This is a genomic window from Mycobacterium sp., from assembly GCF_035499775.1.
In the GTDB taxonomy this organism is placed as follows: domain Bacteria; phylum Actinomycetota; class Actinomycetes; order Mycobacteriales; family Mycobacteriaceae; genus Mycobacterium.
Genome location: NZ_DATJYB010000494.1, coordinates 14,712 through 39,881, shown reverse-complemented (window position 1 = coordinate 39,881; position 25,170 = coordinate 14,712). Strand labels below are relative to the sequence as shown.

The following is a 25,170-nucleotide window of genomic DNA, read 5'->3' as shown; positions in this document are numbered from 1 at the left end:
CCACGGCCTCGTTGATGTTGTTCGCGAGCCTTCCCAGCTTGTTGTTCAGGTCGCCGGAGGTGTCGTTCCACCTGCTCATGATTCCGTTGAACGCCTCCGAACCGCTACCGCCCCAGACATTTCCGAGCCGGGCGAGGGATTGCTTCCCCTGCTCGATCAGGTTTTCCACCGTCTGGTAGTTCTGGGTAATTACTCCGGCACCCTGCTCAATTTGGCCGAAATTCCATTTCTGTGACATTACGTTTGCTCCGTTTTCCGTCGGTGTTTAAGTGTGATGTGGCGGGTTCTCAGAAACCCTGCTGCAGCGCTGCGGCCTGGTCGGAGTCCATGCCTGAGTAGTCCTTGCCAGTGATGCCGAGGTCGCCCTGCAGGTCGTTCAGCATCTTCTCCTGGGTGCGAGCGGCCTCGTGGAAGTCGCCAAGGCCCGCGAGGGCGGCGCGGGCGGCTTCGCCCTCCCAGTTGGCGCGCAGTTCTTCGCCGGTGCTCTCGACCTGCTTGATCGCCTGGGACAGGTCCGCACAGATTTGACCGAAATGATCCGACTCTGCGGCGAGGGCAGCACTGTCAGTTGTTAACTCAGCCATGCTGGGCTACTTTCTCTCTTTCTTTCTTTGTCCTCGCCAAGGAGTTGGCAAGTCTTCCGGCCAGGTTGGCCGGGAAGTCTGTTGACCGGGGCGGTTACCAATCTTCCCCGTCGTCCCAGTCGTCTACGTCGTTTTCGTTCAATTCCCGGGCAAGCGGTGAAGGTGCCACCAGCCCTTGCCGCGAGCTGCTGCCGGCGAATTGGGTTCCTTGACCCATCGCGCCCAGCGGGGCGCTGCCACCCGCCGCCGATGTTCCGGCGGTCGCGCCGGGCGCGACGGCGGCCGGCATCACCGAGGCGGTTGGCTTGTCGATCAATCCGGCCATCAGCGGTGTGCGGGCCGGGGCTCCACCCAGACCGGGCATCGACTCGCCGCGCAGCAGACCGGAGCCCATGCTGGCGCCCGACCCACCGGCCAGGGGATGGTTCGACAGCGGGTTGGCCCCGATCAGGCCCATCTGCGCGGCCTCGTGGTCAGCCGCGAGTGTGCCGCTTCCCGGGCCGCCGGAGCCACCCATGCTGCCCATCTGGCTGAACAGCGACGTGACCTGCTGCAACGGTTGGGTCAGCTGCTGCATGGGGCCGCTCAGCTGCGCGACCTGCCCGACTGTCGCCTGCAGCACCTCGGACGACGGCATGGCGGAGCTCACGCCGGAGGCCACCCCTTGGAGCTGGGTCACCCCGGACTGCATCGCTTCGGTCATCGTCGAGGGATCGAGGATCGACATCATCGGCTCGATCTTGTCGAACAGCGTGTTGAGGGTCGTTTCCGCCTCGTAGACGTCCATGGCCAAGGCAGCCTGGGTCCACATCGTGACGAAGTATTCGATTTCGTTGAAGCCGATCGGCATCGTGTTGATGCCCAGGAAGTTGGTCGCCGTAAGCACGGCGTGGGTGATGTGGTTGACCGCGATCTCGATCAACGTGGGCATCGACGCGATCGCCGTGGTGTGCAACCCGGCCTGCGTCGTGGCCCGCAGCCCGCGCTCGGTCGCCTGCATCGCCGCCGTCTGCAACCAGGCCACCATCGGTGTGGCGGCGGCGATCGCACGGTCGCTGCTGCTGCCGGTCCAGGCTTCGGCCAGGGAAGACAGGCGCGCCGCCAGCTCTGCGGCTTGGGCCTCCATCGACGCCGCCAGCGCTTGCCAGGACGCTGCGGCGGCGAGCATCGGACCCGGCCCCGCGCCGGCCAGCAGCCGCGCGATGTTCAGCTCCGGTGGCATAGCGTGCCACGTGATGGGGGCCATGCTTCCACCTCCTCCTGGTCCTGTGATTGCCTATGTACTGCTTCGGTTGAACTGTTTATGACTGTTATGCAAAATTGTCGATAACCATTTATATACGTGCCCTATGTATTTGTCTGTGTTTGTCCGACGCATACGGTTGGGTTATTTAGATAAACGGTCCAGCAGCCATTGCTCGTGCCCGCTCGATCTTGGTCTTCGGTCCCGTCTCGCTGCGGCTGAAATAATCCTAACCGGGGTTTGGGGGTGCTTCGAACACTTCTTCTGGAGGGTCGATGTAGGGGGCCTGGATGACTTCTTTTCCGTCGGCTGCCACCAGAAATGCCTGGCCAGGGGGCCGTCGTTTGACCTTGAACTCGCTGGACGGGTAGTCCGACTTGTCGCCGGAAAGGAACATGGTCGGCGCTCCCGCCCCGAATGCGGAGCCGACGAACTTGTCCATGGTGGCTTTGTACGCCTGGCTCATCAGGCACGTGACAATGATGTGCAACCCAATATCCGGGGCCGCCGGCATTAACGGGAACAGCGGCGCCATTGGTGGCATCCCGGAGGCGGCTCCCACGATCATGTGCCAGTCGTCGACCACCAGCACGAGATCGAATCCGGTCCACCAAGACCGCGACCGCAATTGTGCGGTTTTCAGGTCGGCCGGTGGCAGGCGCTTTTGCAGGTTGATCGCCAATGCCTTGATCGACCCTTCCAGGGTGGCACTGTTCCGGTTGATTGCGCCGGCGGCGAGTAGATGGCTTTCCGGCACCGCGTCCAGCAGGGTCGACCGGTAGTCGGCGAACATGAAACGCACCTGCTGCGGACTGTTCCGGGCGCAGATGGCCTGGCAGATCGCATGGGCGATGCGTGTCTTGCCGGACTGGGCGTTGCCGAAGATCAACAGGTGCGGGTTGGCGTACATGTGTGCGTGGGCCACCGACATGTCGGTCTCGCGCAGGCCGATCGGGATCTCCCACCGGGTGCGGTAGTCGCTTTCCGGGCCGGGTGGGTTCGGGTCGAGTTCGTGGAGGTAGATGCGCTCCGGCAGCACCCTGACCCGGGGGGCCTCGACGGTGTGCTGCGCCGCGATTTGTGCCACCCCGGCGGTTATCGCCTGAACGATGCCCTCGGTGCTGTGCACGCCGTCGAACCTGGGCGTTCCCATCATCAGGTGATGCTTCTCCACCGAGATGGCCCGGCCCGGACGATTGGCCGGGATGTCCCGGGCCATGCGGTCGATCTGCGTGTCGTTGACGTCACCGAGCCGGAACTCGATCTTGGTGCCGAGGTAGTCGCGGATGCGCGACTTCAGTTCCGTCCAGCGCGGGGTGGTGACCACGACGTGGACGCCGAACGACAGCCCCTGCGCCGCCAGATCCTGGACCATTTGTTCGAGGTCGGGAAACTCGCCGGTGAAAGTCGGCCACCCATCGATGACCAAGAACACGTCGCCGAACGGATCGGCGGCGGCGGGCTGATTCGGGTCGGCGCGCATCTCCCGGTAAGCGGCCATCGAACCCACGCGGTGCTCTTTGAACGCCGCTTCTCGCTGCCGTACCACGGCCCGCACTTCGGCGACGACACGGTTCACCTTGTCGGGCTCTGACCGGCCCGCCACCCCGCCGACATGTGGCAGGTTTTCGAGATAGATCAGGCCGCCACCGCCGAGGTCGACGCAGTAGAACTGGACGTCTCGCGGCGAGTGCGTCGCCGCCGCCGCCAGCACCATCGTCTGCAGAAGTGTCGTCTTCCCGGTCTGCGGCGCGCCGCCGATGGCGATGTTGCCGCCGGCCGCGGAGACGTCGACGCCCCACACCTCCTGGCGGTGCTGGCGTGGCTCGTCCATGATTCCCATCGCGAACCGCAACGGTCTGCGCTGGTCGCGCTCGACGAGTTCGTTCAGCGGCGTCGGGTCCGACAGCGGTGGCAGCCACATCTTGTACGCCCGCGATGGGGCGGTGAGTTGGTCGATCACCACCTCGCGCAGCGCGCGTACATCGGTTTCTGAACTCATGACGTCGGCTCCGGTTCGAGGATGGGCGATGCGGTGAACTTGTGGATGAGCGTCTTGCGTGGGCCGCCGCGCTGGCCGTTGCCGCTGGCGTCGCCATTGGTGTCGGCAGCCGTGGGCGGGATGTATGGACCACCGATGTACAAGGTGCTGAACTTGACCGGGTCTTCCATGCCGACGCGCAGGAACCCGACACCGCTTTCCTTGTTGGTGATGTATTGGGCTTCCGGCGTTCCGATCACCGACTTGGATTCGTGAGAGCTGGTGGTGCGCAGCGCGATCCGGTAGGTCAGGTTGGGCTCCAGCTTGTCGATGCGGGCCCCGCCCGTCTGCAGCGACTGGGTGGCCAGCAGCAAGTGCACGCGCAGTGACCGGCCCACCCGGCAGATCCGGTCGAACAGCTGAATGAAGTCCGGGTGGCTTTGCAGTAGCTCGGCGAACTCGTCGACCACGACGAAAAGCGTTGGCAGCGGCGCCAGGTCGGCACCACGCTCCCGGTACTTCTCGTATTCGGCCACGCCGGACAGCGCGCCGGCCGCGCCGACTTGCATTCCGGCCTGGCGCAGGATGCCCTGCCGGCGGTCGAGTTCGCCGGTCAACACCTCACCCATTCGGCTGACGAGTTCGGCTTCCTCCGCCATGTTGGTGACGACTGCGGCGGTGTGCGGCAGTTTCTCCATCCCGAGGAACGTTGAGCCGCCCTTGAAGTCGGTGAGCAGCAGATTCACCTGATCGGGATGCGTCATGGCCACCAGCGACAAGATGAGGGTGCGCAGGAACTCCGACTTCCCGGACCCCGTGGTCCCGATCAGCATGCCGTGCGGTCCACCGCCGAATTCCGCGCCCTCTTTGATGTCGAGGTACATGATGTTGCCGGTCTTGAGTTCGTGTCCGAACGGGATCTTGAGACGGTCACGGTCGGTGTCGGTGTACATCCGCCACCGCGCCGGCGATATGTCCTCGACGCTTTGAGCACCAACCAGCTGGTGAAACTCGGTGGCCACTTTCTTCTGCACGCGTTGGGTTTTGTCGAGGATGGTGCCGGTGATCGACCAGCCCGCCAGCTTCCTGGCGAGGCGGGTGGCGTCTTTCGGCGACATGCGGTCGGTTATCGATGTCACCTGGCGGAACTGCTGTCCGGGCAGTCGGTCGTCGGCGGTTCCGCTCGCGTCCACCCGGATCCGATACGCCGAGCCGCGGTGGTTGCCGAGCGTGATCACGGTGACTCCGGCCCGGCCGTCGGGCGGGAACCCGGCCTTGCCACCGGTCAGATCCACCACCACGACGTAGGGACCACCGGGGAGCTGATCGGGAGTGTGCGGACCGCGGGCGGCCAGCTCGCCGAGACCGTCCGGGCGCGTGTAGATCATCCGGATCGCGCCGGCGGCGTCGGTCTCTGTCTTGTGCTGAACGTGCGGGAGCCATTTCAGCCACGACCAGTCCGGATCCTCCGGATCTTCGGTGAGGACCCGGATCTCCAGCAGGTCCGGCGGATGGAATACGGCCAGGTGGCAGACCATCGCGGTCAGCAACCCGGCGGCTCCTTCCGGGTCACCGCCGATCGCGATCGTCGGAAAGCTGCGTAGCTGCACCAATTTCGGACAATCGTGGATCAGCCCGTGGGTGCGCAGGAACTTGACCACCCACATATTGCTGACCGGCTCCAGAAACGGCTGGGGTGCCGCGGTGGAGGCCGCCAGTTCGCCGCCGACGGACGGCTTCAACAGGCGGTCCACCGCCGGCTGGTCGCCGATCCCGATACGGGTGGCCGCGTAGAAGTCGGCGTTGGCCGGGCGGGACCACTGCCGCGGTGTGCCCACGAGCGACGGCAGATCGTCGGGATGCGGCGCGTGGTAGCTGAAAAACGCCACCTGCGAACTCGCCGAGGACGTCACTCGGGTGCGCAGTCCGGCCAGATAACGCAGGTACTCCATGCGGTCGGCGTTGATCTCGGGCACTTTCTTGGTACCGCCGCCGCTGCCGCCGGCCATGCCACCGACCATCATCATGACCATCATCAGCGGCATCATCAGCATGTACGGCGACAGCTGCTTGGTGCCGCCGACCAGCATGATCGCGATCATGCCGACCATGCAGGCACCCATCACGTAGGGAAGGATCTTCTGGACACCCGACGCCGGGATGTTGAGACCGAGGTCCTCGGGCGGGGTGACGTTGATCTCGCCGGGGGTCAACCGCGGGCCACGGGTGATGGTGGGGGTGAATTTCTTAGTAGTCATCAGGAAGCTCCGGGGGTTCCGGCTGGCGCCTTTCGCGGACTTGGGTCGGCGGGCAGAGTGTCGTGCTCCAGCAGGGCCGCGTCTCTCGACAAGACCGGACCTTCGACCAGCAGACGAACGACCTCCCAGGGCGCGGTTTTGGGCGACGACAAACCGAGCGCCTTGGCCGTCTCCGCGTCTGGCACACCGTAGCGAACGCCCTGCGGATCGACGTAGTAAAGGGATTCGCCGTAGCGGGGATCCGGGGACTGCAGCGACAGATACTTTCCGCCGTCGATGAAAACCGTTGCGGTGCCACGAATCTGCTTGATGCCCGAGTTCATGAGCGACGGCGGTATCGGCAGATGCCGACCGCTGAGTACCTGGGTCTTCGGCGTCTGATCGCCGGCTCGGCGTTCCCACGACCAACACACCGTCGGTTCGTCGGGCCGGGACAGGATCTGCAGTGCTTCTTCAGGCAGGGGCGAGATGTAGGAGCGTTCGGGGATCTTGACGACCTCGCTGGAAAGGACCGCGGGAGGCGCTATCAGTCCGTGGGACTGCGTAGCGCGCAACGCGGCGGCGGTGGTGGTATTGACCAGCGCGATCCCGTCCTGCAGCACGACGTAGTAGTGAGGTCCCCTGACGCTGTGCACCTGGAATACCGACCCGACGACAAGTTCCGGGGGCAGCCCCAGGGTGTTGGGACTGCCCGCGCCCGGGATCGGCGGCAGCTGCCAAAGCCCGAGGTCGGCCAGCGCGTTGAACATGCCCTCGGAGATGGGGGTTGGCTTGGCCGCCGCGGGAATTCCCATGGCCGAGGTCAGTGGCCGGTCGGCGAGATCGATCAGGTGCCGCCCCTTTGGCGTCAGGATCCACGATTTGCCCTTGAAGGACGCCAGCATCGCCTCGTTGGCCTTGAGCGGGTCGGTCGCGGCATCGATCACGACAGGCATCGCGATTATCGCCGTCTGGACGCCGGGATTGCTGGTGTTGGCCCTCGTGACGGTGTCGCACAGGCTCCAGTTCGACGAGGTGTCTCCGGAAACGGGGGTTGCGTACGGGGCGCCGGGGATGCCGATGGTCTGACCCATCGGCAGCTTGCTCAGTTCGGAGCCCTTCACCGCGGCGGGATTGGCCGCGCTCCCCAGCACCAGCCGCGCCGAGGTGAGGTTGTAGACCGGATGCAACTGCCCGGAGATGAGCACGTAAAGCTGGTTGGTCGCCCGGTCGGTCAGCAGGTTGCCGCCGCCGAGCTTGCCAGCCGGTTTGAAGAACGCCAGCAACCCCGCGCCGACCAGGATCAGGACCGCGATGACGATGCCAAGCGTGACCGAGCGGCTGTAGAACTGCAATGGGTCGTCGAACATCCGGGTGTCCCGCCGCACGATCGCATGCTCGACACGGCGAAGCAGGAAACGCCACCCGCTAACCTGAACCTTGGTGGTCAGGCGAAGGCCCATTGTTCACTCTCTCATGTTGAGGTGCGCATGCACCGTGGTGATCGCTTCGGCCATGTCCTCGCCGCTGATCTCACGCAGTCGATCCATGTCGAGGTCTTCGATGTTGAGGCTCTGCGCCAGGCGCATGTCGCGGCACTGCTCGCCGGCTTCCACCAGCTGGCGCGCGTAACGGCCGTTACCGGCGACGTCGAGTGCCGGTCTGCCGCGCAGTGACCGCTGGTACAACTGCTTGGCCGCTTCCAGCAGGTTCTCGGCCGCTTCCACACTCAACGCCGAATCATTGGCGGCTGCAATGACTTTCGAGATGTCGAGCAGCTCCTCCGGAGAATAGGTGTCGAATTCGATCCGGGTGGCGAAGCGCGACCGCAGGCCTTCGTTGGTCTCCAGCAGCCGATCGATGTCGGAGCTGTAGCCGGCGATGATCACCACCAGCCGGTCGCGGTCGTTCTCCATCCGCGCCAGCAGGGTGTCCATCGCTTCCTGGCCGAAGGGGTCGGTGCGGCCGTCGCGTTCCTGCACCAGCGCGTAGGCCTCGTCGATGAACAGCACGCCGCCGAGCGCTTGGTCGATCGTCTTGGCGGTCTTGACCGCTGACTGCCCCTCGTATTCGGCGACGAAATCCTTGCGGGACGTCTCGATGAGCTTCGGTTCTGAGATGACGCCCAGGCCGGCCAGGATGTTGGCCACCACCCGCGCGATCGTGGTCTTACCCGTGCCGGGCGGACCGGTGAAGATCATGTGCTTGCTGGGCTGGGCGACCTTCATGCCTTTGGCGGCGCGAACCCGGGCCATCATGGTTGCGGCGCGGTAGCGCTCGATCTGGGTCTTGACCCTGGTGAGACCGATCTGCCGGTCCAGCTCGGCCTGCGCCTCGGCGAGCAGCTTCTCCCGGCCGGAGTTGTCGGTCACCACACTGCCCGAATCCCAGGGGTCCGCGCGTGCCGCGATCTGTTCGGCTGTGGTCGTCACCAGGCGGTACGACGGATCTTTAAGCGCCGCAGACACTTTGGGCTCCGGGTGGGTGGTCTGCAACCATTCCAGCAGCGCCACGGCGGCGTCTTCGTTGCCCTGGCTGCGCCGCGCCATGGCCAGATACCACGCGATCGCGGTGGCACACGCCTCACCCGCCGGTGAGTCGTTCGACTCGGTGAGCCGGCGCTCGGCTTCGGTGAACAGGCCGAGGTTCGCCGCGGCAACTCCGTGCGCCACACTCGCTGCGGCAGATAGGAATTTGTCGGGCCATTTCGCGGCGCCCTTGATTTGGTCGATCACGTCCGTCCAACGCCCGGCTGCGCCGTACACCACCGCCTTGAGCCACGCCACCAGGTGCTCGGCGCCGGTGGACGGGGTGTCTTCCAAAGCCTCCATGGCGTCGGCGCAGTTCCCTTGCTCAGCTTCGCTCGCGGCAAAACCCATGGTGATCGCGAGCGGCGAGGTGACCGGATAGGTGATGTCGCCGTACAGACCACCGATCGGGACCCGGGCGCCCACCGTGCTCATCGAGAGTTGGGCGCCCCCCGCCAAGTGTCCGAAGTTGCGGCGCGAATACCAGGCGCGGAACAGGGTGACCCGGTCGGTGTCGCCGCAGCGGATGCGGCCGATCCATGCGTCACAAGCCGACTCGTCGTAGTTGGTGATCTCGGTGAATATGTCCATGGCCCGTGCCTCAGACACCGGCAACATGCTGACGGCACTTTCGAACAGGCCGGCCAGGCGATCAGTCACCGTACTTCTCGATGTGGTAACGAGAGGCGAACAGTTCTGCTTCTGCCGCGGCGGCTTCCTCCGGCGTTGGCAGGTTCAGCGCAGTGCCGACGAGTTCGCTCAACAGATAGCTGGTTTCCTGGTCTTCGCTCTCGGCTTCGATCTGGGCCATATTCGCCGCCACCATCTCCTGCTGACCGGCTCGCGCCTTTTGCCGGGCCAGGTCGGCCAGCACGAAGATCTCTTCCGCGAGGTCCGATTCCGTCATGCTCTCGACCTTGTCGGTCAGCTCGACCCGCTGGATTCTGCCGTCCAGCAGCGTCGTCACCGTCACGCTCTGCTGCGGATTGGTCACGGTGAACATCGGGCCGAAGTCGACCTCCTCGTCCGCTGGTTCGGTCAGCGTGTTGAGGACCTCCAGTTCGTCCTCGGCCTCCTCGGGTTCGGCCGGCGGCGCGTAATCGTGCAACGCATCCATGGAGGAACCATGGTCTCCATCGTCGCCGCCGTAGCCGCCGGAGAAATCCAGGCTCGAGAGGTCATCGTGGTCTTCGTTCCCGGGCAGGTCGACCATGGCGTCCCTTTCTGAGTTTGTAACGGGGGAATGGGCTTCAGCCTGGATAGGAGGCTTGGGCGTGATCTGCGGAGTGATCAAACCAAGAGCCCGCTGGGAGGAGCTCGAGGAGACTATCTATTGCGCGCTGCAGGTTTTCCTGGCTGCCGGGGAGAAAGCTGCCGTACAGTTCCCCGCCGATACGACGGGGAAGCGACACCAACCTGCCGTGCGCCGAGTCGAGAACACCGGCGGCCGCATTGGCCTGCGTCGTGGTGCCGCCGGGGTGGCGTTGGGTGGCGACGATCTCCACCCAGCTACTGGGATTGGCGACGACCTCGGCGTAGATGCGGGCGGAGGTCGGGTCGAGACCACGTGACGCCAGCTGGGCGGCGGTCTTGCAGTCGGCGAGTTCGGATGCGACTCCGGTCAGCGGTTCGACCTTCGCGGGTTCTGCTCGACCGAGTACGACTGTCATCATGTCGGCCAGACTGAGTTTCGAAGCGAGTAGCTGCAGCACCAGCATCTCGTCGTCGCGCGCCGCAACCACATGGCGATCGCCCTTGCGGCACACGACGAAACGCACCATGACGTCGCCGACATCGCGTCGCCACCACCGCCCTTCGAGGGTGCGGTCCGGCCTGGACAGAGTGTCGACCATGGCGGCGACCGTCGGATGCGGCCGGCCGTGGGGATCCAGCACACCCTGCGTGGTGAGGTCACGTGCGACCTGATCCCAGACGACCTCGCGCAGGTCCTCCTGCGGGATGTTGAGCCGAATCCCAAGTGCAGGAGGGAAATCGACCAAGTTCAACCGGTCGGCGATGACCAACATTCCATCGATCGTCACCTCGACGCCGACGACGTCGTCGACGAGGCCCGCACGACCGGCACCGAGCGGACCGGACATGATCAAATGCTAACCCGCGGTCTTAGCTGCCGAATATCTTTTTCAGGATGTCGGCGCCCATCGAATCGGTCGTGAGGTAACTGGTAACGGCCGAAATGAGGTTCTGGGCCAACTGGGTGGCGACATCTGCGATGCCGTTGCCGGCCTGCGAGCGCGTGCTGATGAAGCTGTCCAGGGCATCGTTGAAATCGTTGGTGTACGTGCCGTGGGTAGTGCGCACCGTGGTGTTGAGTCCGTTGGCCTCCGCGGTCGCAGCCTTTATCTGGCCCACGGTTTTGTCGTGTCCGCCGGCCAGGGTCTCCAGCGTCGACGTTACGACTTCGAGCACTCCGCCCATGGGTTCGCCTCCTGTAAGTTTGAAGTTCTTCGTTGGTTATGACGTTATTAGAGCGTTGTTAGACAACAGCTTTCGGGCTTTCGGGCCTCCGCCTTTGCGGCCGTGTCGGCTAAAGGACGCGGCCCTGCGTCCCAGCCCCAGTTCCGGAGCCGCCGCCGGTGACCTCGATGGGAGCGCGTTCCCCGCCGCTGGTGCCTGCGCCGGCGCCGTCCTCCTCGTCGTCCTTCTTGACGCTGCTGACCAGGGTGGCGCCCTGCGACCCACCCCCGGCAGCTCCGGCCATCGAGCTGAGCGAGCCGGCCTGGCCGCCGACGGCGCTGAGAAGCTGGCTCCCGCCGCCCATTCCGCTGGTCAGCTGTGTCAGCTGACCCAACGAGGAGCTCAGCGCATTGATCGAGGGCAGGTTGGCAACGCTGAGCAGGTCCTTGAAGCTCAGGGTGGGCAGGCCCTTGAAGCCGGCCAAGAAGTCGGGCAGGTTCGGCAGGTCGGTCCACTGCGGCAACCGGCCCAGGAAGCCGCCGAACAAATCCTTGAGGCCGGGCAGCCCGCCGATCAAGTCGGGCAGCTTCGGCAAGCCGGGGAACAAGTCGGGCAGCTTTGGCAAGCCGGGCAACAAGTTCGAGAAGTCCGGCGGGAACTTGAAATCGGGGAAGCCCGGGAAATTGGGGAAGTCGGGCCACTTGAAGTCGGGCAGTTTGATGTCCGGCCATTTTATGTCAGGAAACTTGATCTCCGGCGGCCATTTGAGCTCCGGCGGGAACTTGATGTCCGGCAGCCAGGGCAGCAGGTCCTTCAATTTGGGCATAGTCGTGATCATTTCGAGCAGCCTGCCGAGGAGCCCTTTCAGGTTCATCGTGTTTTGCAGCGTCATGATGGTCAGATAGAGCATGGCGCCAGTGGTGACGGCTATTGAAATACCGCACGCCACACCCGCGGCGACATAGGAAATGCCTTCGCCGATGATCCACCACTTTTCGGCTTCGATGCAGAACTTCAGGCAGCCTTCCATCATGTTCTTCATCGCGTTGATGACGTTGCGCGTGTTTTTGACGTAGCCGGCTTGATTCGAGATGAAGCCACCGCTCAACTTGTCGAGCTCAGACATCACGTTCGCGCGAAGTTGTTGGGCGACGTTCTGTTTGCCGTAGTTGGTCGATGCTTCGCCCGTCCAGTCGCCGCCCGGGAGCAGCTTTCCGATGGTTTCGCCGATCTTCCCGAACTTGCCTGCGGTGTCCTGCAGGACCTCGCCCATCGCGGGCTTGTCGCCGAGCATGGCCAACAACCGGTTAAGCGTTGTGAGTTGGTTTCGGCACATATCTGATCCGGACATAACCGTTCTTCCTTACGCTCGCTGAGCCCATGCATTGAGTGAAGTTTTTGTGTGCTTCTCCGCACCGCAGGTCGAGCTTAGCAGCGCCCCCAGGGGGTCTGATGCACGAATTTTTGGAATAGTCGAAGTTTTTCGGACGCACCGTGACGGAGCGATCGAAGACCGTGCGCGACTAAGGCGAGCGCGTGAAAACCGTTGGACCCGAATGGGATCGCGCGGTGACCAACCTCAATTGATCTGGCTGATAAGCGTTTCGAGCGCAGCGGTGATATCGGAGGGCAAAGTCTCTTCGGCTTCGGCGCGGACGATCACGTCTTCGGTCACGCCGGCGGCCTGTGCGGTCTCCGAGGTGGACAGGTTCGCCTGCCGTCGGGCGGCGTACAAGCGTTGCGCCAAGGTGGCGCCCGGGGCGCTCGCGCCGAGCTTCATCAGTCGGTCGTGATAGCGGCGCACCGCACTGAGCGCTTTGATCAGTTCCGGGGTGATCCGGCTGATCTGGATTGCCCGGACGGCGATGGCTTCGAGTTGGCGTAGATCGGCGAGGATCGGCGCGGCCCGCTCGTTGAATTCGGGATCGTCGACCGACGGCAGTGCCGCGATGGCCAGGCTGCACCCGTCCACTGCCGCGACGACAGCTTGTGCGATCAACGACGCCGGTCCGTCCGACCCGGGTCCGGCCGACGGCGGCCCGTCGGCGACCCGGCCGACCGACGGCGGGGCGGCGACGGGTCCTGCACTCGCGGACGGCTGTCCGCGCCGGATCCGCAGAATGGTGCCGGCCGGCCACTGCAGCACCTCTTCGAGCTTGGCGCGGGTTCTCTCGCGCGGCCAGCTGCGACCCTTTTCGAACGCAATGAGTGCGCCGGCGTTGATGATTCCGTCCGCCGCAAGGCTGCGCTGGCTGATGTCGAGTTCGCGACGCCGCGCGGCGGCGGCGGCGCCGGCGCGAACCAGCCCCGGGTCCGGCTCGTTGGTCTGCGAGTTGCTCATTTGATCGTCCAACTCGTCCGCCTGCTGCTGTTCACCGGATGGCTGTTCGTCGGAGCCCGACGGCCTGATGACTTCGAACGTCAACGCTTTGCCTCCAACGGGATCGCCGAACCGGACCATCGTCCTGTCGGTGACCGGCACCGAGGATTTTCGCAATCCGTCCACGAACATGCCGGTCGGGCTGCTGTCGACGATCCGCCATTGTCCACTGGTGGATTCCGCCCGTAGATGCGCCTGGGAGATACCGGGATCGTCGATCTGCACGCCGGCCTGGGGCTCGCCGCCTATGGTCACGACGCCGCGACCGGGCTCGATCGCGTGTGACGTATCGCCGTTGTGCACGACCAGTAACGCCGGCCCGGTAGTCAACTCGGCGTTGGGCATCTGCGTTGATTCCTCGCTCGCGGACAGGGGCTCCGAACAGGGCCAGTGGGCTGACGCTCCACTATCACGATTCTAACCGTTGCACCGCTCTAGCGCTACGGCTTCGCTACAGTTCTCTATCACAATCCGGTGCTCTAGCCCACGATGCGGAACACGTTGCGATTAACCTACCGCTACGGTTAGCAGAACAGTAGAGCGGGCTGCCAGTTGGCTGTGAGTCTGCTGTCGGCGAAGCGGTCCGTAGCACCCGTTGACGCGCAATTTAGAATCGCTGAGCTGCGCATATGTACTGCAAGGTGCGTGTGCCGAGGCCAGTACCGCAGCGCGCAATGGTTCTCTAAGCGAATTTTCAGCATTAGAACTGTTGCACCGCAATGGTTACTGCTATACCGTACTGACGGGTACGACACAGATTTGCAACGCTTTCAGGAGGAACGTAGCGATATGACCGCAACAACTCTGTACAACGTCTCGCTGCTCACCGCTTGCGCGGAGGACCCCGACCGCTGGACGACCCGTCCTGACGACGAGGCCAAGGCGCTGTGCCGGGCTTGCCCGCGGCGCTGGATGTGCGCCCGGGAGGCGGTCGAGTCGTCGGGTGCCGAGGGGCTGTGGGCCGGTGTCGTGATCCCGGAAGCGGGCCGGGCGCGCGCGTTCGCGTTGGGCCAGCTGCGGTCCTTGGCCGAGCGCAACGGTTTCCCCCTGCGCGAGACCGCACGATCGGCTTGATCCGCCGGCACCCGGCCACTGCTTTGAGGGGTCAGCGGGCGGGTGCAGCGGAAACCTTTGCAGGGCTTGATCTTTGAGCCCGTACCCGGCGTAAACACAGCGCGAGAAATCGGTCAGATTTCCCGCGCTGTTTACGTTTTGCGGCTACCAGCCCGCTGCGGCTGCCATGGGATCGAAGCGGAAGACCGCGACCCGCCCGGCCAGCGCCTCGAATTCGTCGGAGGTTCCGTCGCGGACCATCCCCGAACGCTTCGCGAACGCGACACCGACCGGCACTTCGGTCGGAAAGACCCGCAGCACCGGGCGCGCTTCCTCGGCGGTGAGCTCGATGATCCTGACCTGCCGGGCCCGGCGTCCTCTGGCCAGGGTGCCGACGCCGGCGGCCCGCGCGTTGGCCGCCCAGTCCGCTCCCGGGTAGCCGGCCACCACATAGAGGCCCCCCTGGAATTCGAACGGCGTCATCGGGGTGCTGCGCGGCTGACCCGACTTGCGGCCGGGCACGGTCAATACCATGGCCGGGCCGGTCGGGATGCCCAGCTTCTGCACCGCCATCATGAATTTGTTCATCGGCTTGAGGTATCGCGGTGGACGTGGTTCAGACACGGGAGTGCCTCCTTAAGGCTCAGTTGGTGAACAGGTCGCGACGCTGCGACACAAAATCGGCGAAGGTGCGGGCCGGGCGCCCCAGAATCTTTTCCACGTCGTGGGTGACCAGGGCGGGTTTGTCGAGCGTCTCGGCGAGCATGGCGAGGTAGGCGTCGGCGAATTCGGGGGTGAAGCCCAGCCCGACGAAGCGTTGCCGTACCGCGTCGGCGGGAACTTCGAGGTATTGCAGCGGGCGGTCCAGCACCGCGCCGATCACCCCTACCAGCTCGGAGTTGGTTAAGGATTGCGGACCGGTCAGCGGAATCCGCTCACCGACGAACTCGTCGGTGAGCAGCGCCCGGGCCGCCACCGCCGAAGTGTCGCTCTCGACGATCGGCGCACTCGACGCCAGGGCGTACGGCCCGGCCACCACATCCCCGGCCCGGATCTGTGCCGACCACGTGCCGGCGAAATTCGTCGCGAAAACCGAGGGCCGCAGGCTGACCCAGTCCAGGCCGGAGTCGACGGCGACCTGTTCGACCTCTTTATTTCGGTCCCCGCGAAAGCGCGACGGCTGCCGGGAGAAGTCGTCGTCGGCGTTGATGGCCGACAGGGCCACCAGTTTGGTGACCCCGGCCGCCACGGATCGGGCCACCACGTCGGCCAGATTGGGCATCAGAGCGCGGGAGTTGAGAAACACCGCCGACGCTCCTGCGAGCGCGTCTTCCACCGAGCCGACCACCTCGACGGCGGCGGGAAAGTCGGCGCCGGCCGGGGTGCGGGTCACGGCCCGTACCCGGGCGCCCGCGGCGGCGAGTTCTCCGACGAGGGGGCGGCCGACATTGCCGGTCGCTCCGGTTACCACGATCGTCATGGGTGGCTCCTTATATGTGATGAGCCGGTTCTGTTGCCGGGCTCTTCACCAAGGACGGGCCGCCGGCGGGGAAAGTTACAGTCGAAATCGGTAACTTTTTCCCGCACCAGATCGTCGATGATTCATGACCGGATCAAAGTCAGCGAGTGACCAGATCACTGACGCCTGGCGGCGTCACCGCGCGTATCTGGTCAATCTCGGCTACCAAATCATCGGAGACGTCGGTGATGCTGAAGACATTGCCCAGGAAGCATTTCTGCGCCTGTCCCGCGCCGACCCGGACCAGATCGACGATATCCGTGGCTGGCTCACCGTGGTCACGAGCCGGCTGTGCCTCGATCACCTGCGGTCGGCACGAGCCCGCTATGAACGCCCAAGTGGTGAGTTTCAGCACGGCCGCGAGTTCCTGGTCGACGAATCACGGCGGGCCGACCCGGCGGACCGGGTCACCCTCGACGACCAGGTCAGCGCCGCGTTGTTGGAAGTCCTGCGCAGGCTCACGCCCGGTGAGCGGGTCGCCTTCGTGCTGCACGACGTGTTCGGACTTCCGTTCGACGCGATCGCGGAAACCGTCGGCCGTCCCGTCGGCACCTGCCGTCAGCTGGCGCGCCGTGCCCGGGCCAAATTCGCTGAGACACAACAGCCCAAGGCACAACAACCCCGGTCGACTGAGGTGGCCGCCACCGATCACCAGCTCGTCACCGAGAGGTTCATCACGGCGTGCGCCAACGGCGACCTCACCGCGCTGACCGCGGTGCTGGACCCGACGGTCTGGGGCGTGGGGACCGTCCTCGCGCACCCTGCGCCGCCGCCCCAGGTCAACCACGGTCCGCACGCCGTGGCCACCAACCTGCTGCGTTATCTGTGGCCGGGGGTGACGCTGGTCAACGGTCCCGCCGGTCAGCCGGTGGTGCTGGCGTTCGCCGAGCGGCGGCTTTTCGCCGTCGTCGTGCTGACCGTCTGCGATGGGCTCGTCGTCAAGATCGAGGCGATCGCCGACCCCGAGGCTCGGCTGGGAGCCTGAAGCCCGCCTACCTTCCGCCCGGGCGGGGCGAGCGGTCTCGCGTGACGGCCGGCCGGGACGCGAAGTACCCCGTGATCGTCGCCGTGACCTCGAGAAACTTGTGCCGCGTCGCGGCAGCCATTTCGTTGCGTACATCGATGACGCCGCCGGGTCGAAGGTGAGGATCGAAGGGCACCTCGACCACCGGCTGTCCGTGATCGACAAACTCGCGGGCCAGCAGGGCCCGGGTGCGCTTGTCGGCGTGTCCGTCGGAATCGTTGAGCACCACGATGGTGTTGCGCAGCAGGCGCTCCAGGCCGTGATCTGCCAGCCATTCCATGGTCTTCGCGGCAGCCGAGGCGCCATCCGCCCACGGCGAGGACACCACGATCAGTGCATCCAGATCGCGCAGAACCTCCTGAGTGACCGGTGAATCCATGGTGGAGCCGCAGTCGATGATCGAGATCGCGAAATGCCGATCCAGCCGCAACGCCGCTTCCCGGTAGATCGCCGGATCGAGCACCCGCCGAGGACCCGCCGCCGGTTCGCCACCGAGCACATACAGGCCGACGGGATTGCGGCCGACGCGCGCAATCACGTCGCTGAACGACTGCAGATTCTTGTCCGCGGTCAATTCCCAGAACGAGCCCCGCACATGCGGGTCGATTCGGCTGCTCAGCCGGCCGAAGGCGGTGTCGGCGTCGACGGCCACGACCCGGTCCTGCTGACGGAACTCGGCGAGGATCGATCCGACGCTGGCGGCCACCGACGTCTTCCCCACGCCGCCCTTGCCCAGCACGCCGAGCTTGTGGTTGCCGTGCAGGGCGGCCTGGATGGCCGCGCGGAATTGCGCCTCTTCCCGTTGCGCCGCCGACGGACCCGGGTTGACCAGGCCGAAGGTGAGCGTCCGGACCAGTCGCCGCCAGCCCTGGTCGGGGAGCAGCGGATCTGTGACGCGAAGCGATCCGATGGCGGAGTCGGCCCAAGGACTCCGCGGTGGGGAATCGGGCGGGGAATCGGGCGGGGAACGGGGCGGGGAAGGGGGCGGGGAAGGGTGATGTAGAGGTTCGCGCGGCGGTGCGGGCCGGTGCTGCTGCGGCGGCCCCGGAGGCGCGGGGTGGCGCGGCGGAGCCGGTGTACCCGGCGGCGGACTTGGTTGGCGGGGCGGGGCGGGTCTGGGCGGAACCGGCGGCGCAGCCGGGTGCACAACCGGGGGATGGCCGGACGGATCCGGTAACTGCGCAGCGCGCGGATTAGGGTCGGGGACGCCGGGCCCCAGACGGTCACGCAAGAACTCGTCGCGCTCGTTCATGGGCTCCTCGGGTGCCAAGCGATCCGACCGTCTCGGCGGACGCTGACCAGTATGTGACCAGTATCTGTCACCGGCCCGCCGCGCGAGCGGAATGCGGGCGTGCAGGGCGGCTCTTAGACTCCTATTAGTATTGTGCAAACTCTGCGCTGGTGCGCCGTGCGTCGGACAACAGAGATGGTGGACCTTCGCGGGGGTTTCTCCGCGATCACAGCAAACCTGTCTAAGCGGTTGGTGTGGGTTGCGGTGAAATCGGGGTCAGGCGAGAAACGGCTCCTGGCGCGGTTGCCCGTCACCGGCTTCGCTGCAGGTCACGCGCGGCGGCCCGGCAGGTTAGTATTAGGGAAGTTGGCATGTCAGGCGGGTTTTGTCATATCGTTTTACGACTTGTCGAGACCGGTTATCGGGCTACCGTTCAGCGCTGCACGGACGAATCCCGGACCGATCATCTCCGTTTGACGGACAGCCTATCGACAAGACCGAAGGGGTCTAGCCCGCAATCTCAGGGTGCGGCCCCGTCGGAGCCGCTGATGAAGGCCGCGCAGAAAGTCTGGTGAAGGGGCAGGTGGGAATGACGCCCAAGCGCGTCGGGCTCTATAACTCCGCGTTCGAACATGATTCGTGCGGGGTGGCCATGGTCGTCGATATGCACGGCCGGCGTAGCCGCGACATTGTGGACAAGGCGATCACGGCGCTGCTCAATCTTGAACATCGCGGTGCGCAGGGCGCCGAGCCGCGCAGCGGTGACGGCGCGGGGATCCTGATTCAGGTCCCGGACGCATTCCTTCGGGAGGTCGTCGATTTCGAGCTGCCCGAACCGGGTAGCTACGCCACCGGCATCGCGTTCCTGCCGCAGTCGTCCCGGGACGCCGCGGCGGCCTGCGCCGCGGTGGAGAAGATCGCCGAAGCCGAGGGGCTGCACGTCGTCGGCTGGCGCAACGTCCCCACCGACGACTCGTCGCTGGGCGCGTTGTCCCGCGACGCGATGCCCACCTTCCGGCAGGTGTTCATCGAGGGCGCCTCCGGCATGGACCTGGAACGGCGCTGTTACATCGTCCGCAAGCGGGCCGAGCATGAGCTGGGCACCAAAGGCCCGGGCCAGGACGGTCCGGGTCGCGAAACCGTGTATTTCCCGAGCCTGTCCGGCCAGACGTTCGTCTACAAGGGCATGCTGACCACCCCGCAGCTGAAGGCCTTCTACCTTGACCTGCAGGACGATCGGCTCACCAGCGCGCTGGGCATCGTGCACTCCAGGTTCTCGACGAACACCTTCCCGTCCTGGCCGCTGGCGCATCCGTTCCGCCGCATCGCCCACAACGGGGAGATCAACACCGTCACCGGCAACGAGAACTGGATGCGGGCCCGTGAGGCGTTGATCAAGACCGACATCTTCGGGTCGGAAGACGACCTGGAGAAGCTGTTCCCGATCTGCACCCCGGGCGCCTCTGACACCGCGCGGTTCGACGAGGCGCTCGAGCTGCTGCACCTGGGTGGACGCACCCTGGCGCACGCGGTGCTGATGATGATCCCCGAGGCTTGGGAACGTAACGAGAGTATGGACGCGCGTAGACGGGCCTTTTATCAGTATCACGCCTCTTTGATGGAGCCGTGGGACGGCCCGGCATCCATAACGTTCACCGACGGCACCATCGTGGGCGCCGTGCTGGACCGTAACGGCCTGCGGCCGTCCCGGATCTGGGTGACCGACGACGGCCTGGTGGTGATGGCGTCGGAGGCCGGGGTGCTGGATCTGGACCCGTCGAAGGTGATCCGCCGCATGCGGCTGCAGCCGGGCCGGATGTTCCTGGTGGACACCACGCAGGGCCGCATCGTCGCCGATGAGGAGATCAAGGCAGAGCTGGCCGCCGAGCACCCCTACCAGGAGTGGCTGGACAACGGGCTGGTTCCGCTCGAGAAGCTGCCCGCGGGCAAATACGTGCGGATGCCCCACGATCGACTTGTCATGCGCCAGTTGGCTTTCGGCTACACCTACGAGGAACTCAACCTGCTGGTGGCGCCGATGGTCCGCACCGGTGCCGAGCCGATCGGATCGATGGGCACCGACACCCCAATCGCAGTGCTGTCGGAGCGCCCTCGCATGCTCTACGACTACTTCCAGCAACTGTTCGCGCAGGTGACCAACCCGCCGCTGGATGCCATCCGTGAGGAGGTGGTGACCAGCCTGCAGGGCACCACCGGCGGGGAGCGCGACCTACTCAGCCCGGACGAGACGTCGTGCCACCAGATCGTGCTGTCCCAGCCGATTCTGCGTAATTACGAGCTGGCCAAGCTGATCAACCTCAACCCCGACGACGAGGTCGACGGCCGCCCGCATGGCATGCGGTCCGAGGTGATTCACTGCCTGTACCCGGTCGCCGAAGGTGGCGCCGGGCTGGCCGCGGCGCTGGAGGAGGTGCGCGCGCAGGCGTCGGCGGCGATCGCCGACGGCGCCCGGCTCATCATCCTGTCCGACCGCAACTCCGACGCGCAGATGGCCCCGATACCGTCGCTGCTCGCCGTGGCGGGCGTGCACCACCATCTGGTGCGCGATCGAACCCGCACCCATGTGGGTCTGGTGGTTGAATCCGGTGACGCCCGCGAGGTGCACCACATGGCGATGTTGGTCGGGTGCGGGGCGGCGGCGGTCAACCCTTACCTGGTGTTCGAGTCGATCGAGGACATGCTCGACCGCGGCGTGATCGACGGAATCGACCGCAATAAGGCGCTGAACAACTACGTTAAGGCCGCCGGCAAGGGTGTGCTGAAAGTGATGTCCAAGATGGGCATCTCGACTCTGGCGTCCTACACCGGTGCGCAGCTGTTCCAGGCCGTCGGCATCTCCGAGGACGTGCTCGACGAATACTTCGCCGGGCTGGCCTGTCCGACCGGCGGCATCACCCTCGACGACATCGCAGCCGACGTCGCGGCCCGGCACGCGCTGGCCTACTTGGACCGTCCCGATGAACGTGCGCACCGTGAGCTCGAAGTGGGCGGGGAGTACCAGTGGCGCCGTGAGGGCGAGTACCACCTGTTCAACCCGGAGACCGTTTTCAAGCTGCAGCACGCCACGCGCACCGGCCAGTACAAGGTCTTCAAGGAGTACACCCGGCTGGTCGACGACCAGAGTGAGCGGATGGCGTCGCTGCGCGGTCTGCTGAAATTCCGTGCGGACGTGCGCCCGCCGATTCCGCTGGGGGAGGTCGAGCCCGCCAGCGAGATCGTCAAGCGGTTCTCGACAGGCGCGATGAGCTACGGCTCGATCTCCGCCGAGGCGCACGAGACCCTGGCCATCGCGATGAACCGGCTGGGCGGGCGGTCGAACTGCGGTGAGGGCGGCGAGGACGTCAAGCGTTTCGACCACGATTCCAACGGTGACTGGCGGCGCAGCGCGATCAAGCAGGTCGCCTCGGCCCGGTTCGGCGTCACTTCGCACTATCTGACCAACTGCACCGACATCCAGATCAAGATGGCTCAGGGGGCGAAACCCGGTGAGGGTGGCCAGCTTCCGGGGCACAAGGTGTACCCCTGGGTCGCCAAGGTCCGGCACTCCACGCCGGGTGTGGGGCTGATCTCGCCGCCGCCGCACCACGACATCTACTCCATCGAGGATCTGGCGCAGCTGATCCACGACCTGAAGAACGCCAACCCATCCGCGCGGGTGCACGTCAAGCTGGTCTCCGAGAACGGGGTAGGCACGGTCGCGGCTGGAGTTTCCAAGGCGCACGCCGACGTGGTGCTGATCTCGGGACACGACGGCGGCACCGGCGCGACGCCCCTGACCTCGCAGAAGCACGCGGGCGCGCCGTGGGAGTTGGGGCTGGCCGAAACCCAGCAGACGTTGCTGCTCAACGGGTTACGCGACCGGATCGTGGTTCAGGTGGACGGTCAGCTCAAGACCGGCCGCGACGTGATGATCGCCACCCTGCTGGGCGCCGAGGAATTCGGGTTCGCCACGGCGCCGTTGGTGGTGGCCGGCTGCATCATGATGCGGGTGTGCCAGCTGGACACCTGCCCGGTCGGTGTCGCCACTCAGAACCCGGTACTGCGGGAGCGGTTCGCCGGCAAGCCCGAGTTCGTCGAAAACTTCTTCATGTTCATCGCAGAAGAAGTCCGGGAATTCTTGGCGCAGTTGGGCTTCCGTACTATCAACGAGGCCGTCGGCCAGGCCGGTGCGCTGGACACGACGCTGGCGCGCGCACACTGGAAGGCGCACCGGTTGGATCTGACTCCGGTGCTGCACGAGCCCGAATCGGCGTTCATGAACCAGGATCTGTATTGCAGTTCGCGGCAGGACCACGGCCTGGACAAGGCGCTCGACCAGCAGTTGATCGTGATGAGCCGGGAGGCACTGGATTCGCAGAAGCCGGTCCGTTTTTCTACTACCATCAGCAACGTCAACCGCACGGTGGGCACGATGCTCGGTCACGAAGTGACGAAAGCCTATGGTGGCCAGGGCTTGCCGGACGGCACCATCGACATCACGTTCGACGGGTCCGCGGGTAACAGCTTCGGGGCCTTTGTGCCCAAGGGGATTACATTGCGTATCTACGGCGACGCCAACGACTACGTTGGTAAGGGTCTGTCCGGCGGGCGGATCGTGGTGCGACCGCCGGACAATGCACCCGAAGACTATGTCGCCGAGGACAACATTATCGGGGGCAACGTGATTCTATTCGGTGCCACCAGCGGCGAGGTCTACCTGCGCGGCGTGGTCGGCGAGCGGTTTGCCGTCCGTAACTCCGGCGCGCACGCGGTGGTCGAGGGTGTGGGCGACCACGGTTGCGAATACATGACCGGTGGCCGGGTGGTGATTTTGGGCCGCACCGGACGCAACTTCGCCGCCGGTATGTCGGGTGGTGTGGCCTACGTCTACGACCCCGACGAGGAATTGCCCGACAACCTCAACACCGAGATGGTCGACGTCGAGACCCTCGACGAGGACGATGCGGAGTTCCTGCACGGCATCATCCAGGCCCACGTCGACGGCACCGATTCCGCTGTGGGCCAACGCATTCTGGCCGATTGGCGGGGGCAGCGACGGCACTTCGTCAAGGTGATGCCCCGGGACTACAAGAAGGTGCTGCAAGCGATCGCCGAAGCCGAGCGCGACGGGACCGATGTCGACAAGGCGATCATGGCGGCCGCGCATGGCTGATCCGAGCGGCTTCCTGAAATACACTCGTCGGGAATTGCCGGAGCGCCGCCCTGTGCCGCTGCGGCTGCGTGACTGGAACGAGGTGTACCAGGAATTCGACGGCGAGACCTTGCGTCATCAGGCGACGCGTTGCATGGACTGCGGTATTCCGTTCTGTCACAACGGGTGTCCGTTGGGCAATTTGATCCCGGAGTGGAACGACCTGGTGCGCCGGGACCGCTTCCGCGACGCGATCGAGCGGCTGCACGCCACCAACAATTTTCCCGACTTCACCGGTAGGTTGTGTCCGGCGCCGTGCGAACCGGCATGCGTACTGGGAATCAACCAGGAGCCGGTGACGATCAAGCAGATCGAGCTGGAGATCATCGACAGGGCCTTCGAGGAAGGCTGGGTAGAGCCGCTGCCCCCGACGAAGCTGACCGGAAAGACGGTGGCCGTGGTCGGTTCGGGTCCGGCCGGTCTGGCCGCCGCGCAGCAATTGACCCGCGCCGGCCACAGCGTCACCGTCTTCGAACGGGCCGACCGCATCGGCGGGCTGCTGCGGTACGGCATCCCGGAGTTCAAGATGGAAAAGCGCGTCCTGGACCGGCGACTGGACCAGATGCGGGCGGAGGGAACCGAATTCCGCGCCGGCGTCAACGTCGGCGTCGACATCACCGCCGAGCAGCTGCGCACCGATTTCGACGCCGTCGTGCTGGCCGGCGGCGCCACCGATTGGCGCGATCTGCCCATCCCCGGCCGCGATCTGGACGGCGTGCACCAGGCGATGGAGTACCTGCCATGGGGCAACCACCAAGCGTTGGGCGAGTTGGCCGAGGCCGACCGGGACGACGACGGGGAGCCGCCGATCACGGCCAAAGGCAAGAAGGTCGTCATCATCGGCGGCGGTGACACCGGCGCCGACTGCCTGGGCACCGTGCACCGGCAAGGCGCGATCGCCGTGCACCAGTTCGAGATCATGCCGCGTCCGCCGGACTCGCGCGCCGCGTCCACCCCGTGGCCGACCTACCCACTGATGTACCGGGTGTCGGCGGCGCACGAAGAAGGTGGCGAGCGGGTCTTCTCGGTCAATACCGAGGAGTTCGTCGGACACGGCGGGCATGTCACTGCGCTCAAGGTGCACGAAGTGACCATGCAGGACGGCAAGTTCGTCAAGATCGAGGGTTCCGACTTCGAGCTCGAGGCCGACCTGGTGTTGCTGGCGATGGGATTCGTCGGTCCGGAGAAGCCGGGCCTGCTCACCGACCTCGGGGTGAAGCTCACCGACCGCGGGAACGTGGCACGCGGCGCCGATTTCGACACCTCGGTGCCCGGTATTTTCGTTGCCGGCGACATGGGTCGTGGCCAGTCATTGATCGTTTGGGCGATAGCTGAGGGCAGGGCCGCGGCCGCGGGTGTGGACCGGTATCTGATGGGTTCGACCGCGTTGCCGGCACCCGTCAAGCCAACTGCCGTACCGCTTCAGTAATCACACCAGTCACATCAGAAACATGCGTGCAATTGCCCGGCGCGCCTCCCGCTGTTTGCCAGGGGCCGGGTGTCTAATTCTCAACTGTGGGCTCGATCACACATGGAGTCCCGGTTGAGTTGGCCGATCGCAGGAGTACCGCTGTGCGTAGCAACCCAGGACCCCGGTCACGGATGGGGCGTATTGCCTTGTCATGGTTTCGCCATCCAGTAAGAAGCCACGAATTCCCCGCCAAGAGCGAGCGCTTGGTTACCGCTCAGGAACTGGTGCTGTTCGGGGCGTAACCACTCCCGCTGGTATGCCCGCCGGCACCCGAGACGTTTGCTCGGCT

The 25,170-nt window shown here is 65.3% G+C and carries 19 protein-coding genes; 4 read left to right on the top strand and 15 right to left on the bottom strand.

The window, feature by feature from the left end; genetic code table 11:
• From VML93_RS30470 to VML93_RS30415, 12 genes are all read right to left on the bottom strand, one after another.
• The coding region (locus VML93_RS30470; protein ID WP_325616285.1) for a WXG100 family type VII secretion target at window positions 1-238 on the bottom strand (238 nt) is incomplete at its 3' end.
• Window positions 239-287: 49 nt separating this feature from the next.
• Window positions 288-584 carry a WXG100 family type VII secretion target gene (locus VML93_RS30465; RefSeq protein WP_325616284.1) on the bottom strand — a complete coding sequence of 99 codons (297 nt, stop codon included), beginning with the start codon at window positions 582-584 and terminating at the stop codon, window positions 288-290.
• A gap of 94 nt (window positions 585-678) precedes the next feature.
• Window positions 679-1,830, bottom strand: coding sequence for a PPE family protein (locus tag VML93_RS30460; RefSeq protein WP_325616282.1), 1,152 nt, complete (start codon window positions 1,828-1,830; stop codon window positions 679-681).
• Between the two features lie 226 nt (window positions 1,831-2,056).
• Window positions 2,057-3,829 (bottom strand): type VII secretion protein EccCb, encoded by a 1,773-nt coding sequence (gene eccCb / locus VML93_RS30455; protein ID WP_325616280.1) that lies wholly within the window; start codon window positions 3,827-3,829, stop codon window positions 2,057-2,059.
• Window positions 3,826-6,066 (bottom strand): type VII secretion protein EccCa, encoded by a 2,241-nt coding sequence (gene eccCa / locus VML93_RS30450; RefSeq protein ID WP_325616278.1) that lies wholly within the window; start codon window positions 6,064-6,066, stop codon window positions 3,826-3,828. Before eccCa ends, eccCb begins: the two co-directional genes overlap by 4 nt.
• Window positions 6,066-7,508 carry a type VII secretion protein EccB gene (eccB, locus tag VML93_RS30445; protein ID WP_325616276.1) on the bottom strand — a complete coding sequence of 481 codons (1,443 nt, stop codon included), beginning with the start codon at window positions 7,506-7,508 and terminating at the stop codon, window positions 6,066-6,068. Before eccB ends, eccCa begins: the two co-directional genes overlap by 1 nt.
• A 3-nt stretch (window positions 7,509-7,511) precedes the next feature.
• On the bottom strand, window positions 7,512-9,233 hold the full coding sequence (eccA, locus tag VML93_RS30440; RefSeq protein ID WP_325616274.1) for a type VII secretion AAA-ATPase EccA: 1,722 nt from the start codon (window positions 9,231-9,233) through the stop codon (window positions 7,512-7,514).
• A complete protein-coding gene (locus VML93_RS30435; protein ID WP_325616272.1) occupies window positions 9,226-9,786 on the bottom strand; it encodes a DUF2694 domain-containing protein in 561 nt (186 codons plus the stop codon). The genes eccA and VML93_RS30435 overlap by 8 nt, the downstream gene beginning before the upstream one ends.
• A gap of 37 nt (window positions 9,787-9,823) precedes the next feature.
• Complete coding sequence (locus VML93_RS30430; protein ID WP_325616271.1) at window positions 9,824-10,675, bottom strand: ESX secretion-associated protein EspG; 852 nt, start codon at window positions 10,673-10,675, stop codon at window positions 9,824-9,826.
• 22 nt (window positions 10,676-10,697) lie between these two features.
• Window positions 10,698-11,012, bottom strand: coding sequence for an ESX-1 secretion-associated protein (locus tag VML93_RS30425; RefSeq protein WP_325616269.1), 315 nt, complete (start codon window positions 11,010-11,012; stop codon window positions 10,698-10,700).
• 109 nt (window positions 11,013-11,121) lie between these two features.
• Window positions 11,122-12,342: an EspA/EspE family type VII secretion system effector gene (locus VML93_RS30420; protein ID WP_325616268.1), complete on the bottom strand. Its 1,221-nt coding sequence runs from the start codon at window positions 12,340-12,342 to the stop codon at window positions 11,122-11,124.
• Between the two features lie 228 nt (window positions 12,343-12,570).
• Complete coding sequence (locus tag VML93_RS30415; protein ID WP_325616266.1) at window positions 12,571-13,716, bottom strand: FHA domain-containing protein; 1,146 nt, start codon at window positions 13,714-13,716, stop codon at window positions 12,571-12,573.
• A 444-nt stretch (window positions 13,717-14,160) separates the two neighbouring features.
• Here VML93_RS30415 and VML93_RS30410 point away from each other — a divergent pair, with 444 nt between their 5' ends.
• On the top strand, window positions 14,161-14,445 hold the full coding sequence (locus tag VML93_RS30410; protein ID WP_325616264.1) for a WhiB family transcriptional regulator: 285 nt from the start codon (window positions 14,161-14,163) through the stop codon (window positions 14,443-14,445).
• Between the two features lie 144 nt (window positions 14,446-14,589).
• Here VML93_RS30410 and VML93_RS30405 read toward each other — a convergent pair whose 3' ends face one another.
• Window positions 14,590-15,048 (bottom strand): nitroreductase family deazaflavin-dependent oxidoreductase, encoded by a 459-nt coding sequence (locus tag VML93_RS30405; RefSeq protein ID WP_325616262.1) that lies wholly within the window; start codon window positions 15,046-15,048, stop codon window positions 14,590-14,592.
• 19 nt (window positions 15,049-15,067) lie between these two features.
• Window positions 15,068-15,904: an NAD(P)H-binding protein gene (locus tag VML93_RS30400; RefSeq protein WP_325616260.1), complete on the bottom strand. Its 837-nt coding sequence runs from the start codon at window positions 15,902-15,904 to the stop codon at window positions 15,068-15,070.
• A 124-nt stretch (window positions 15,905-16,028) separates the two neighbouring features.
• Here VML93_RS30400 and sigI point away from each other — a divergent pair, with 124 nt between their 5' ends.
• The gene (gene sigI, locus VML93_RS30395; RefSeq protein WP_325616258.1) at window positions 16,029-16,928 is read left to right on the top strand and encodes an RNA polymerase sigma factor SigI; all 900 of its coding nucleotides are present in this window, start codon (window positions 16,029-16,031) and stop codon (window positions 16,926-16,928) included.
• Window positions 16,929-16,935: 7 nt separating this feature from the next.
• Here sigI and VML93_RS30390 read toward each other — a convergent pair whose 3' ends face one another.
• Window positions 16,936-18,219, bottom strand: coding sequence for a MinD/ParA family protein (locus VML93_RS30390; protein ID WP_325616257.1), 1,284 nt, complete (start codon window positions 18,217-18,219; stop codon window positions 16,936-16,938).
• Window positions 18,220-18,787: 568 nt separating this feature from the next.
• Between VML93_RS30390 and gltB the strand changes: the two genes are divergently transcribed.
• Together gltB and VML93_RS30380 are read left to right on the top strand one after the other, a co-directional pair.
• Window positions 18,788-23,371, top strand: a complete 4,584-nt coding sequence (gene gltB / locus VML93_RS30385; RefSeq protein WP_325616255.1) for a glutamate synthase large subunit — start codon at window positions 18,788-18,790, stop codon at window positions 23,369-23,371.
• Window positions 23,364-24,839: a glutamate synthase subunit beta gene (locus tag VML93_RS30380; RefSeq protein WP_325616254.1), complete on the top strand. Its 1,476-nt coding sequence runs from the start codon at window positions 23,364-23,366 to the stop codon at window positions 24,837-24,839. The genes gltB and VML93_RS30380 overlap by 8 nt, the downstream gene beginning before the upstream one ends.
• The last annotated feature ends 331 nt before the right edge of the window (window positions 24,840-25,170 follow it).